This is a genomic window from Staphylococcus sp. HMSC070D05, assembly GCF_001815595.1.
Lineage (GTDB): Bacteria > Bacillota > Bacilli > Staphylococcales > Staphylococcaceae > Staphylococcus > Staphylococcus hominis.
The window spans coordinates 1-12,390 of sequence record NZ_KV821161.1; the positions used below are offsets into that span (position 1 = coordinate 1).

The following is a 12,390-nucleotide window of genomic DNA, read 5'->3' on the forward strand; positions in this document are numbered from 1 at the left end:
TTATACTATAAATTCAACTTTGCAACAGAACCATAATGGATTACCAATGACTTCATTCATCATTGGTAGACTGGTAATCATCAATTGTACTTCTTTCTCTTTAAGATAATTAACGGTATTAATGACTTCATCATAATTACGACCTAAACGATCAATTGATTCCACGACAAAACGATCTCCCATTCTCACAAAGTTCAATGCTTCTTGAAAGACGGGTCTGTTTTCTATAGATTGACCTGATTGTTTTTCTGTAAAAATTTTTTCAGCACCAAATGTTTTTAAATTTTCAAGTTGTCTTTCTAAATTTTGATCTACTGATGATACCCGCGCATAGCCCACAATCATTTAGTTTCACCTCATAATTAATATACACCCTAATCATACATTTTAATTGCTGTAATTTCAACAATTCATTTTGTATGATTAGGGTGTACCTATAACCTACAATATCCCGCAATTTTATATCTATGTTATTTTATGTAAATTTAACTTAGTTCCTTTTTATGATAAATTAAGTTTAGATTTATATTAAAAATTTTAATAACTTAGAAGGAGATTATCATATGAATGTTTTAACAGTAGAACATTTAACCAAAAAGATAGGTAAAAAAACTATTCTTGAAGATGTTTCATTAAAGTTAGATCGGGGTCAAATTGCTGGTCTTGTAGGAGCTAATGGAGCAGGTAAAACAACTTTAATGAAAGTTATATTGGGTTATTCAAGTTATCAAAAAGGACAATTTAATGTTATTGAAAATAAACATAAAAAGAGTAATATTGGCGCGTTGATTGAAAGTCCGGGAATATATCCATTCATGTCAGGCTACGACAATCTAAAGCTTTTAAATGAATCTAAAAATTCTAATGACATTGATACTATTGTCTCACAACTCAAAATGAATGAATATATACATAACAAAGCAAAAACATACTCCCTTGGTATGAAACAAAAATTAGGTATCGCAATAGCTTTCTTGAATCAACCTCAATTAATTATTTTAGACGAACCTATGAATGGTTTAGATCCTAAAGCTGTACGAGATGTTAGAGAACTTATCATTAAAAAGGCACAAGAGGGTGTTACTTTTTTAATTTCTAGTCATATCTTAAGTGAATTAGTAAAAATCACCAATTCTATCTTTATTATCAATAAAGGGAAAATTGTAACAGAAACTACAGAAGAAGAATTAAATAAATACGAGGATAATGATTTAGAAAATGTATTATTAGATATTATAGATAAGGAGGAGCAATCATAAAATGAGTACGCTAATCAAACAAGAGTGTTTCAAGTTATTCAAAAAGAAATCAACATTTATTATACCTATTATTATTATATTATTAATGCTTGCTCAAGCAGTAGTTTCAAAAAATTATGAAGATGTTTTTTCTCCAAAATTAGCTATTTCATCAGCATTTAGTGGGTTTTCATGGTTCATCTTCTTATTAATTATTCAAGCCAGTACAATCATTTCAATGGAATTTTATCATGGTACAATTAAAAATCTGCTTTACCGTAAATATACAAGATCAAGTATCATTATTAGTAAAATCGTAACCTTAGTTATTTTTTCGTTAATTTATTTTATTATTACAATAGCTATAGGTATTATTTTATGGGCTATTTTCTTTAACGATATTAATTTACTTGAGAGTAAAGGTAGTGAATTATCACTATTAAGTAAATTGTTATTAACTGGATTAGGTACATTCGTTGGAACTTGGTTAGTTTTAAGCATTACTTTATTAATCTCATGTGCAATGAAAAGTCCAGGTGTTTCTATTGCAGTCGGCATCGTCTTTTATTTTGCTACTTCTATTTTATCGGGCTTACTAACAATTGTTATTGATAAATGGGAATGGTTAAAATGGAATCCAATTAACATGATGAATATCATGGTTCAAATTATTGATAAAAGTTTTAAAGAAATTACAAAATTAGAATTACATGAATTATTTATTGGTAATATTGTTTATATATTTATTTTCTTAGTTCTTGTTGTATTTGTCTTTAGAAAGAAAAATATCTAAATAAGTTCAATGTATCTTGTGATTAACAAATAATATATTAACCCCCTCACAATAACAATAGTGAGGGGGTTAGAATGTATTCAAATAATACAAAAGTAAATTTAAATGTCATGCTCTATTTTTAGCAATATTCATAGCTTTAACAACTAGATAAACAGCATTTATAAAAGTCAAAATAGTATACGGAATTAAAATATATAAATTTTCTGATTGAACTAAAAAAGTTAACCCAGCTAAAAATAAAATATTCAAAACAGTAGACATAATAAAAGTCATATCGAACTCATTTTTTTTATTCAAAATATCTCCTCCTTTTTTAATTTCACCTTTATTTTAATTTATTTCTATATTATTTTCACTATCGCTCGGACGCATAAGTGTTAAAACACCTTCTACCATACCTATCACACCCGGTATTCCAGTCCAACAAAATAGTAAATAAAGAAGAGCATTTTTATTTTTCTTAACATAAAACTTATGAGCCCCGAAACCTCCTAGAAAAAATGCTAATGCAGAGTAAACATATTTATTAACTTGCATGATTTCCACTCCTTTAATTAATTGATTTATACACAGTACCTTCATCTTGAAGTTTTTTTAACGACTCGGTGTTAGTTGAGCTGTTACCTTGTGCATTTACACTTCCTGTAGTTAAAACTGTTTAAAAAACTTTTATAACAATTTATTGTTAAAAGTAATATAAGCCTATTAGTATTGATATATTCGCAATTTTTTCATTTTTATAATATGTTATAAGTATTAATGAAGGAGGAACCGAATATATTAATAACTATAATAAGCTGGATAATTACATTCCTAATACTTGTAGCTATTGGCTCTTTAATAATGAAATTTAAAAACAAAAAATGAAGCCCTTTAATTTTTTATTAAGTTCCAAGACTATATATATTGGCTCATTTTTTCAGTTATTATATTGTCATTTTTTCTTAAGTTAATACTTTATGATGATATAAACTACCCTTTGTAGTTATGTTTTTAGTTGATATAATTAATCTTAAAAACGAGCTTTAATAATAGGATTACTAAATAGGTTTAAAGCTTAAATCATTAGAACAATTTAGGCATTAAGTAATTCTAATATTTAAAGAAATAACGAATACTTTGAATCATGATAAAATATTTATTAAATACATTTTTGCATTCCTCTACTAACCAGTGTTATAATATGATTAACAAGAATTCTAGTGTGAATGCACCAATCCCCTCACTACGGCAATAGTGAGGGGATTTTTTAGGTGTGGCTATAGTCGCCTATTTATCGTTGCGATTACGTAGCCAATGCGTAAATAACGCAACAATACAACCACTGATGACTGTGATCGTGATGTGAACAAGAATTTCTAGCATGAATAACACCTCCTCTCTGCGTCTGAATTGACGCCTGAGAGATAGGCGACCTGTATATTATATCATCTTCGAATAAGTTAAATTATGTATTATTTTCTGTTTTTCTCTCTCCTTGTATTTTTCAAATTCTTTTATATGGTTCAAAATCATTGTTGGAGTAATATTGATATATCTACTTTTAAGCTTTATTTTGGGGTAAATAATAGAAAAATTAGTTACATTGATATTCTGAGATAGTGAGGCCTATAAGAAAATAAAATTGATGGTGAATGAATGAGGAATATCCTCCTTTTATTATATATACTATTTTTTTAAAAAAATGATTATATTCAATAAATTCACATGATTTATATGTAAATTATGTATATTTAACACAAAATAATAATTACTTAATTTACTCGTTTGAATTTGTATTTTAATAATAGGAGCATATTGGCTAAAAGAGGATGATTGTATGAAATCAGTTACTTATCAAGGATATAAAAATATGGAAGTATGTGAAGTAAATAATCCAACAGAAATTATCACTCATACTATGCCGTTAGAAGATGTAAAAGAAGCTTATGACATCTTTGATCAGAAAAAAAATAATACTATTAAAGTTATTTTAAAACTACAATACCATATAGATAAAGACGCCTTACTTTGAATAACTCGTTCAAAGTTGAGGCGTCTTTTACATATATATTTAAATTTTAGCATTTTTCTATTTAGAAATTTCTTCCAGAAATTCATCCCCCCCCAATCACAAATTGCATAAACTACTTTATCGAGTGTTTTTCCTATGTTTGTTAATTTATACTCAACTTTTGGTGGAACTACTGGATAGACAATTCTTACAATATTTCTATATTGAAAGAACCTATGATAAGAAAAGAGTTGAATGACTATAATAAATATAAACTCATCCAACTCTTCTATTTCTACTGATTGATATAGCGTTTCAAGTGTTTAGATGTCAATGTTTCTGAACTATCAATAAAGTTTTTAGGTGTTCCACTAAATTGGACCTTTCCGCCATCCAATCCAGGACCTGGGCCGACATCGATGATCCAATCTGCTTCACACATAATCGATAAATTATGTTCAATCAAAATAACTGTATTGTTTTGATCAATTAAATCATCAAAACACTCCATCAATATAGGGATATCCGATTCATGTAGGCCTGTGGTTGGTTCGTCAAAAATAAAAATACTATCTTTTATCTCTTCATCTAAATGTTGTCCTAGTTTCACGCGTTGAATCTCTCCACCAGACAAAGTGGATAAAGGTTGTCCAAGTGACATATAATTCAAACCTGTTTTACTTACAGATTGTAATTTTGACTTAATATCATTCTTTTTATCAAAGAAAATAATACCTTCGTCAACCGTCAAATCGAGAACATCGGCGATTGAATACCCATCTATGGTAGCATCTAATACTTCTTGTTTATAACGTTTACCATGACAAACTTCACATGTCTGTGAAAAATCACCCATAAAAGCAAGTTCCGTTTTAATATAGCCCTTTCCACCACAATTTGGACAAGCACCTTTTGAGTTATAACTAAACATAGCTTTATTTAAGCCTGTTTCTTTACTGAAAAAGCTTCTTACACTATCAAAAACACCTAAATACGTTAATAGATTAGATCTATTAGATCCTTGAACTGCTTTTTGATCAATAAAGATGGTATGGTCATTATTTTCAAAACCTGCTTTAACAAGGGTACTCTTACCTGAACCAGCAACGCCCGTTAAGACTGTTAATACGTGTTTAGGTATAGACGTTTTTACGTTATTTAAATTGTTTTGTGTCACAGGACCGATATTATAAAAATGGTTCGCTTCACGAATATTCTCTTTTAAATTATGTTTGTTACGTAATGCGTTACCTGTCGAAGTATTTGAAGATAGTAATTCATTATATGTTCCTTCAAATGTGATTTCACCACCATTTTTTCCTGAACCTGGTCCCATATCTATGATATAGTCTCCTTCTTTAATAACATCGGGATCATGTTCAACAATTAACACAGTATTGCCTTTGTCTTTTAAAGATTTTAAAATTTCATTGATTTTAGCTATATCTTCCGGATGCAAACCAACACTTGGTTCATCTATAATGTAAACTAAATCCGATAAAGAACTATTTAAATGACGTATTAATTTAAGACGTTGCGCTTCACCGCCTGATAATGTCGTTGTGACACGATTAAGCGTTAAATAACTTAATCCAATATATTCTAATGCTTCTAACTGCTTTTTGAGAGGATCAATAATATATTTAGCTGTTGGATCCTCTAATTTATTAAGAAACTCTAAATTTTCCTTAATCGTCATTTGTGTGAAATCAGAAATATTTTTACTCATAATTTTAGAACTTAATATTTTCGAGTTTAAACGTTGACCTTTACATGTGGGACATATTTTATTATTTACTACATTTTTAAGATGTTTGGCGTAGCGTTTCTTATTAAATTCTTTATCGCCTAAAAATATTCTACTGAATCTAGGTATTAGACCTACATATTTAGCTGACTTTCTCCATTCTTTAGGAGGATTTTTTAACGTCATTGGCTCTTGATATAAAAATAATTCTAATTCATCTTTTGTATAGTCTTTTAATTTTTTATTATTATCAAATAAACCACTATCTCGATAGGCTTTACCACGCTCTTTATCTGGGCCAAAAGAAGGAAAGTCTATTGCACCTTCATTTAAAGACTTATCCCAATCTAGCAATTCATCTAAGTTAATGTCTTCAATATATCCTAATCCTTCACAAGTTTTACACATGCCCTTAGGACTATTGAAGGAATATGCATCTGAATAGCCAACAAACGGTTCGCCTATTCTAGACCACAATAATCTAACGGAGGCATATATATCCGAAACTGTTCCTACCGTAGAGCGAGAATTTCCATTGAATCTTTTCTGATTAATTGTCATTGCTACAGGAAGATTTTTAATTTTTTTTACTTTCGGTCTGGGTTGTTGATTTAAATGAAATTGAATATAACTGGAATAACTTTCATTTAGTAGCTGTTCAGATTCCGCAGCAATAGTATTAAACACTAAAGATGATTTCCCTGAACCAGAACGTCCTGTAAATACGGTTACTAAGTGTTTTGGGATATTTACATCTATGTTTTTCAAGTTATTTTGTGAAGCACCTGTAATATTAATAAAATCCATTAAGTATCCTCCCTTTATAATCTTTACAACATTGATTATTGCATATTAATCAATGATTAACTACTCATTCAAAAGACGACAACTTCAAGTCTTTTATATTACAAATTATTCCACCAATTCAATCCGTCTTTCCTAAGTAATTTTTCACTTTCTTTAGGTCCATAGCTTCCAGAGGCATAACTAGGAAACTGCGGCTGTTCTTGTTGCCATACATTTACAATATCAACGAGTACTATAAAAATGTTTTCAAAATTCAATTACACTATATTTATATCAATAGCGTTAATATGTATTAACACTAAAATTTTTGTCATCTACGAACATATTAATATAAATAGAATTATAAAATTTAAAATATGACTCATTTGTCAGTATTGTTTAAAGACAGGAGCTATGTAAAAATGAGTTATATCAAATATTAAAAGATAGATGTCAGTACTTTAAATGTTTATAGAACTTTTAAATAAAATACACTTCAATATATAGTACGTTCTATTATAAAGTTATTAATTATCGGGACAGGAAGAAACTCATGATACTCGTTTCAAAAAACAAAAAAGAAAGGGTTAATTATACTAAATATTAAAGACCAAAATTATTTTAAAAGAGCATTAAATTTCTTTATACTATCAACAATTCTACTACTAATGACAATTCCAATCGCTTTATTTTTTCATCCTTCAGAAGAATTTATAAAACAATTAGGATCCAATTCACCTGAAAGCGTTAGTAAAACACAAGGTCTAAAAAAAGTTTGGGGATTTATACAAAATAATGGCTTTCATGTTCCAATACAAATGTTTTTGTTAGCATTAATACCCATACCATTTTTATATACTTTAAATCTGATAGTATCGCTTATTATTCCTGGAATACTATTTGGTTTTTTCATACATTTTGACACTTACAAAGGTCTAACTAACTTAATCGCTTATATACCACATTACACTTTAGAAATTATGAGTTTTTGTATATTTATTAGTGGTCTTTATATGCTAAATAAATCAATTATAAGAAAAATAACCAATCTATTCAGAAAAGAAAAAAAGCAAAACTACTCTTTCAAAATAAGTTTATTTAATTTATTAAAAGCATATTTATTCGTCTGTTTACCATTGGTTATATTAGCAGCATTTACTGAAACATATGTAGCTGATATGCTTTCAAATTTAATGAATTAAATACAAACAAAAGAATACAAAATCGCAAAAAGTGAGGTCATTTTATGTTTCTTGAAAAATTAAAGTGCAGTAATTGTGATAAGGAAATCGACAAAAACGAAAATATAACAATACACACAAATTTAAAAAATCTTAATGGGGTAACAAATCTAAAAAGTTGGGCTAAAAATCAAAACGTTTTATGTGAAAAATGCTCAAAATAAAAAAGAGCCTGTGTTTAGGCTCTTTTTATCAGTACATCACATACGATTATTAGTATTTCCATGTCTTTGTTTAACTAATAAATAAACACCATTTATTAAACCCAAAATAGTCCAAGCAACTGATAAGTAGACATTATCCAGACTATAAATTGGAGCCATAAAAATTAAAAAGAAAATATTCATAACAAACGAAATACGATGAAATGTACTGAGCTTATTACTATCAATTCTGTTATTTTGAATAATAAATCACCTCATCACTGAATTTCTCAGTATAAATGTTCAAAATTAATAATACTCTATGTCATAATGACAATAAAACAATCGTATATATTAAATGCAGTTTTGTTGCAAATACAGAAAAAATATAAATAATTATCATTTTTACATAGTAGTATTCTCTTAACTGGCAACATGTGACTAGTTACGCAGCATTGTGAAAATCCATAATCATAAATAAATAACTATAGAAATCACCTAGGAAATAATATATTAGTTATTTTCAGATTGATTGGAATTATTTTGTCGTTTTTGTTCTTCCATGACTTTATCATTAGGACGACTGAAGTCGCGTCCATATATCTCTTTATTTTTACTGTTATTTCCTTTATACATTGAACTTTCATTAGCATGTTGAATGTGATTTTGTTTATCTGCTTCAGTTCTGTCATCAATGAGATTTCCTACTTCTCCTGATGTTTTATTAACTGTTGTTGCAGCTTTCATTGGAAATCCTACTGCATCATTAAGTAAAAATGTGACAACATATTCTTGATCGTTTGTTCTATTTCGATCAATGTTGAACTCATGATAGGCCCCACTACTAAAAACGTTTTTTGCTTTTTGAATTGCCTGTGCTTCACTTAGCTCTTGAGTATTATTATGAGTAGATTGGTTATCTTTAGTTTGTTGTGTTATTTCGTTATTCTGTGTAGATTGATTAACTTCATTTTGTTGAGTATTTTGATTATGGTTTTTATTATTATGTGATTCTTGTGTCTGTGTCTGTTTCTTATCCTTATCCTCTCGATTTTTATCATCCTGTATAATGTTTATCGAACATGCGCTTAATAATATAGTACTAATTAATGCTATACTTAATATTTTTTTCATCATGAAAACCTCACAACTATCTAAGATATTTAACTTCTTAGATGATCTCTTTATTTATCATTTCCAATATTTACTTTTAGAATTATAAATTACAGACGCTATTCCAAAGCTGGCTATAATAAAAATGAGTATGTATATAGAAAAGTTATCAGTCTGTATGTAAAATTTAAAAAGAAGAAACAATAAGAAAGCCACAATGAAATACACAGGAATAAATGCTTTCTTCCAAAAGATAGAATCTTTCATGAATATCCTCCTTTAATAATATTTTTTTATCTATATATTAATCTATTTCTAAAACTATTTGTATCATTATATTTTATTCTCATATGTAAAAACTTAGAACATAAATAGGTGTCTTAGGTATGTTTAAATTATAGTTTTAACAAATGATATACGTAGCTTTCTAATTATACTTTTAAAAATTCAGCTATAATAAATAATTGTAATGCTTTTTATCATCATTGTAATTGTACAAAAATGATAGTTGATTGTTATTTTAAAACACGTTATGTTTGAAACAAGAATTCTAGATGTACAAGGAGATCATTACATGAAATTTATTAGTATTGTTTTAGGATTGCTAGTTATCATTTCATGGTTATTTGTTTTACGAGAATACCAACATGGACATGAGAAAACTGAAAAAGGAAAGTTAGTCATTATCATTGCTTGTATATTGACTTTCATTATGACATTAATCAATATACTCGATTAACAAAAAACAGCACCTCACAATGAGGTGCTACTCTTTTATATATTCTATTATGACACAGCAACATGATCCACATAGCCATCCGTGACATGGAATGTAATATGACCTTTACCTACTGTGTAACCGTATAATCCATTTGTTTCATCTGTTTGTTTCTCAGTCAGTGATGGTTGATATTGATAATGATCTCCGTAAACGTCTTTCACTTGTTCTAAGCTTACTGTTTTAGGTGCGACCTTAAAATCAACCATTGCAGCCGTGTTGCCTTTGACTTGATTAAATGTTTGGTCATACTTCGTTGTTGTTGATGTACCGTTTTGATACTGATCATTCACTTTAATTCCGTTAAATGTCACATTTCCAGCTTTTAACGCATTATAGAACGTGTAATTTAATACAAAGTCGCCACCTGATTTTGTATAACCATGATAATTATAATGATAGCCTTGTGACGTTTGTGTTTGTGCATGTGCTTCATTTGATACACCGTTATGCTCAGTTACATTAAACCCTAATACTGTTCCTAAAGTAATACCACCAACGACCATTGCTTTTGCAAATTTCTTCATTATGGATCACTCCTCTTATAGAATTATAATGAACTTCCACCTTTAATATATAATATTACACTCATACATTCAAACTTTTTATAAATTAAAATATAAATTTATTTAAAAACAATTAATTGAAACTCTAATTAATTATATAATACTTATAATATTACTCTACTTTTTTATTCTTTCATTATTTTTAATTTATATTTAATACATGTTAGCATTAAATCATACATGTTTTAATTGATAAGGAGATTACTAATGAAAACAATACGTTATTTCCTATATTTTTTTATCGTTTATTTTATAATCTTTTACTTAGCACAACGACTATTAAAATTAGATTTAGGTATTGTGCGTTGTTTCATTTCATCCGTCATTTTCGCTATAATGATGAGTTATTTTGCTTACTTTGCGAAGAAACTTAATAGATAATGTCTATGTTTATTTGTCATACTTCTGCTTCATGCTATTAACGGTACTTCTTTCTATATCAATAGTCATTCTATAAAAAGTTAAAAAGCATCAGGACATTGTATCAATTGCTAGAAATGTAAATCATAAAAAAATGAAGACTATGTAGCATGGAAATGTGTAGGCTTTTTAGATTTAAATGAGGTAGGGTCTGTAATGAAAATCATTGGTGTAGCTATGTATCTTGTTCACTCCACAATACCTTTATCAAAATTAACAGTGGAAATGTTTTTTAAATTTAAAAACGGGAATACCTTAATATGCGAATTCATTACGTAAAAATGATAAATGGAGGTCATATTATGACTGGATATAAATCACCTGGACGTAAAATTGTTGAGTATGTAGGTGTTGTAGCAATTGCTACAGTATTCTTAGGTGTTCTATGGAAAAATATAAATAACGCTGAGGAAGAAAGTGCTGGCGCTAATGGATCATTAGGCTAATTTAAATCAATTTTTATCAATGATAAATAAAGTATCCCTTTGCTATACAAGATAGTAATAGTAAAGGGATACTTTTTTCTATTCTGGTCTAGGACTATGTTTCATTTTAATGTATTGAGAGATACTATAAAGCGCAATACCAATCCAAATAAAGATAAATGTAATAAATTGATGGATATCGAATGTTTCTTTAAATACGAAGATACCTAGTAAAAAGATAATCGTTGGACTGACGTATTGAATAAATCCTGTCAGTGATAACGGAATGCGACGAGCACCCGCTGAGAATAAAATAAGTGGTACAGCTGTCACCGCTCCAGAGAATAAGAGTAAAAATGTACTCATATTTAAACCGACTGATGATTGGTGTGCTTGCCATAAATAAACGATATAAATCAGGCCTGCTGGTGCTGTCACAATACATTCAATCGCAATACCACTCATCGCTTCAACACGTACCAATTTCTTTAGTAACCCATAAATCCCAAATGAGAATGCCAATAATAAAGAAATCATAGGAAATTCTCCTATCTTTATTGTCATGTAAATGACGCCAATTGCAGCTGATACAATCGCTAAAGTTTCAAATGTATTGAAACGCTCTTTTAAGAAAATAAATGCGAGTAAGATACTCACTAACGGATTAATGTAATAACCTAAACTGGTTTGTAACACATGACCATTAGACACTGCCCAAATGAACGTTCCCCAATTAATCGTGATGACATAACCGGCAATGATAATCGCAACAAGTTGAATTGGATGTGCTACGAGTTGATTGATATCATGTTTAAGCACTTGTGATTTTTTTAATACAAAAATCATTAGAATCATAAAAATCATCGCAAGGATAATGCGATACGCTAAAATTTCAAATGCGCTAATACCGTGAATGAATCTCCAATAAATAGGTAGAATTCCCCATAATAAATGCGCCCCTAACGCAAATAAAATTCCTTTTTTAAATTCTGCATGATTATCCATGCTAAACCCTCCTAGCAATATTACCCTGGAAATATGTATAAGTCTATCGTATCAGTAGTTAGACGAAATGGGTATATCTAAGGGGTTTTTTCTATTAAAAAAGGTAGCGAGATATAATCGCTACCTTTCTTCATCATCT

The 12,390-nt window shown here is 28.7% G+C and carries 13 protein-coding genes and 3 pseudogenes; 6 read left to right on the plus strand and 10 right to left on the minus strand.

The features are described 5' to 3' along the window. Positions 1–33 precede the first annotated feature (33 nt). Positions 34–345: pseudogene (locus tag HMPREF3046_RS10285) on the minus strand (recombinase family protein); the annotation flags it as partial. Positions 346–563: 218 nt separating this feature from the next. Here HMPREF3046_RS10285 and HMPREF3046_RS10290 point away from each other — a divergent pair. Then, positions 564–1,259 (plus strand): ABC transporter ATP-binding protein, encoded by a 696-nt coding sequence (locus HMPREF3046_RS10290; protein ID WP_070719324.1) that lies wholly within the window; start codon positions 564–566, stop codon positions 1,257–1,259. 1 nt (position 1,260) lies between these two features. Further along, positions 1,261–2,031 carry an ABC transporter permease gene (locus HMPREF3046_RS10295; RefSeq protein WP_070719326.1) on the plus strand — a complete coding sequence of 257 codons (771 nt, stop codon included), beginning with the start codon at positions 1,261–1,263 and terminating at the stop codon, positions 2,029–2,031. A gap of 108 nt (positions 2,032–2,139) precedes the next feature. On the opposite strand, the gene HMPREF3046_RS10300 is transcribed toward HMPREF3046_RS10295, so the two are convergent. From HMPREF3046_RS10300 to HMPREF3046_RS11260, 3 genes are all read right to left on the minus strand, one after another. Continuing rightward, the gene (locus HMPREF3046_RS10300; protein WP_070719328.1) at positions 2,140–2,331 is read right to left on the minus strand and encodes a hypothetical protein; all 192 of its coding nucleotides are present in this window, start codon (positions 2,329–2,331) and stop codon (positions 2,140–2,142) included. Between the two features lie 33 nt (positions 2,332–2,364). Beyond that, positions 2,365–2,571: a TM2 domain-containing protein gene (locus HMPREF3046_RS10305; RefSeq protein WP_029376785.1), complete on the minus strand. Its 207-nt coding sequence runs from the start codon at positions 2,569–2,571 to the stop codon at positions 2,365–2,367. Positions 2,572–3,303: 732 nt separating this feature from the next. After that, positions 3,304–3,399: a type I toxin-antitoxin system Fst family toxin gene (locus HMPREF3046_RS11260; RefSeq protein WP_141755540.1), complete on the minus strand. Its 96-nt coding sequence runs from the start codon at positions 3,397–3,399 to the stop codon at positions 3,304–3,306. Between the two features lie 499 nt (positions 3,400–3,898). Between HMPREF3046_RS11260 and HMPREF3046_RS10310 the strand changes: the two are divergent. Next, positions 3,899–4,048, plus strand: a pseudogene (locus tag HMPREF3046_RS10310) (alcohol dehydrogenase); the annotation flags it as partial. A gap of 83 nt (positions 4,049–4,131) precedes the next feature. Here HMPREF3046_RS10310 and HMPREF3046_RS11660 read toward each other — a convergent pair. Together HMPREF3046_RS11660 and HMPREF3046_RS10315 are read right to left on the minus strand one after the other, a co-directional pair. Continuing rightward, a pseudogene (locus tag HMPREF3046_RS11660) lies at positions 4,132–4,242 on the minus strand (winged helix-turn-helix transcriptional regulator); the annotation flags it as partial. A gap of 80 nt (positions 4,243–4,322) precedes the next feature. Further along, on the minus strand, positions 4,323–6,581 hold the full coding sequence (locus tag HMPREF3046_RS10315; protein ID WP_070719332.1) for an ATP-binding cassette domain-containing protein: 2,259 nt from the start codon (positions 6,579–6,581) through the stop codon (positions 4,323–4,325). Between the two features lie 572 nt (positions 6,582–7,153). Here HMPREF3046_RS10315 and HMPREF3046_RS10320 point away from each other — a divergent pair. Continuing rightward, positions 7,154–7,762: a stage II sporulation protein M gene (locus HMPREF3046_RS10320; RefSeq protein WP_070719334.1), complete on the plus strand. Its 609-nt coding sequence runs from the start codon at positions 7,154–7,156 to the stop codon at positions 7,760–7,762. Between the two features lie 695 nt (positions 7,763–8,457). Here HMPREF3046_RS10320 and HMPREF3046_RS10325 read toward each other — a convergent pair. Beyond that, on the minus strand, positions 8,458–9,078 hold the full coding sequence (locus tag HMPREF3046_RS10325) for a hypothetical protein (protein ID WP_053091519.1): 621 nt from the start codon (positions 9,076–9,078) through the stop codon (positions 8,458–8,460). 57 nt (positions 9,079–9,135) lie between these two features. Continuing rightward, positions 9,136–9,324 carry a hypothetical protein gene (locus HMPREF3046_RS11580; protein WP_002454655.1) on the minus strand — a complete coding sequence of 63 codons (189 nt, stop codon included), beginning with the start codon at positions 9,322–9,324 and terminating at the stop codon, positions 9,136–9,138. Between the two features lie 307 nt (positions 9,325–9,631). Here HMPREF3046_RS11580 and HMPREF3046_RS11405 point away from each other — a divergent pair, with 307 nt between their 5' ends. Further along, the gene (locus HMPREF3046_RS11405) at positions 9,632–9,796 is read left to right on the plus strand and encodes a hypothetical protein (protein WP_176746084.1); all 165 of its coding nucleotides are present in this window, start codon (positions 9,632–9,634) and stop codon (positions 9,794–9,796) included. A 47-nt stretch (positions 9,797–9,843) separates the two neighbouring features. Here HMPREF3046_RS11405 and HMPREF3046_RS10335 read toward each other — a convergent pair whose 3' ends face one another. Then, the gene (locus HMPREF3046_RS10335) at positions 9,844–10,362 is read right to left on the minus strand and encodes an immunodominant staphylococcal antigen IsaB family protein (RefSeq protein ID WP_070719337.1); all 519 of its coding nucleotides are present in this window, start codon (positions 10,360–10,362) and stop codon (positions 9,844–9,846) included. 761 nt (positions 10,363–11,123) lie between these two features. Between HMPREF3046_RS10335 and HMPREF3046_RS11410 the strand changes: the two genes are divergently transcribed. After that, a complete protein-coding gene (locus tag HMPREF3046_RS11410) occupies positions 11,124–11,267 on the plus strand; it encodes a hypothetical protein (protein WP_176746085.1) in 144 nt (47 codons plus the stop codon). A 78-nt stretch (positions 11,268–11,345) separates the two neighbouring features. On the opposite strand, the gene rarD is transcribed toward HMPREF3046_RS11410, so the two are convergent. Further along, entirely contained in the window at positions 11,346–12,251 is a 906-nt protein-coding gene (rarD, locus tag HMPREF3046_RS10340; protein ID WP_070719339.1) for an EamA family transporter RarD, read from the minus strand. Positions 12,252–12,390: the final 139 nt, after the last annotated feature.

Coding starts and splice junctions, on each gene's coding strand:
- HMPREF3046_RS10290 (WP_070719324.1), top strand. CDS start 564: ATGAATGTTTTAACAGTAGAACATTTAACCAAAAAGATAGGTAAAAAA.
- HMPREF3046_RS10295 (WP_070719326.1), top strand. CDS start 1,261: ATGAGTACGCTAATCAAACAAGAGTGTTTCAAGTTATTCAAAAAGAAA.
- HMPREF3046_RS10305 (WP_029376785.1), bottom strand. CDS start 2,571: ATGCAAGTTAATAAATATGTTTACTCTGCATTAGCATTTTTTCTAGGA.
- HMPREF3046_RS11260 (WP_141755540.1), bottom strand. CDS start 3,399: ATGCTAGAAATTCTTGTTCACATCACGATCACAGTCATCAGTGGTTGT.
- HMPREF3046_RS10315 (WP_070719332.1), bottom strand. CDS start 6,581: ATGGATTTTATTAATATTACAGGTGCTTCACAAAATAACTTGAAAAAC.
- HMPREF3046_RS10325 (WP_053091519.1), bottom strand. CDS start 9,078: ATGAAAAAAATATTAAGTATAGCATTAATTAGTACTATATTATTAAGC.
- HMPREF3046_RS11580 (WP_002454655.1), bottom strand. CDS start 9,324: ATGAAAGATTCTATCTTTTGGAAGAAAGCATTTATTCCTGTGTATTTC.
- HMPREF3046_RS11405 (WP_176746084.1), top strand. CDS start 9,632: ATGAAATTTATTAGTATTGTTTTAGGATTGCTAGTTATCATTTCATGG.
- HMPREF3046_RS10335 (WP_070719337.1), bottom strand. CDS start 10,362: ATGAAGAAATTTGCAAAAGCAATGGTCGTTGGTGGTATTACTTTAGGA.
- HMPREF3046_RS11410 (WP_176746085.1), top strand. CDS start 11,124: ATGACTGGATATAAATCACCTGGACGTAAAATTGTTGAGTATGTAGGT.
- rarD (WP_070719339.1), bottom strand. CDS start 12,251: ATGGATAATCATGCAGAATTTAAAAAAGGAATTTTATTTGCGTTAGGG.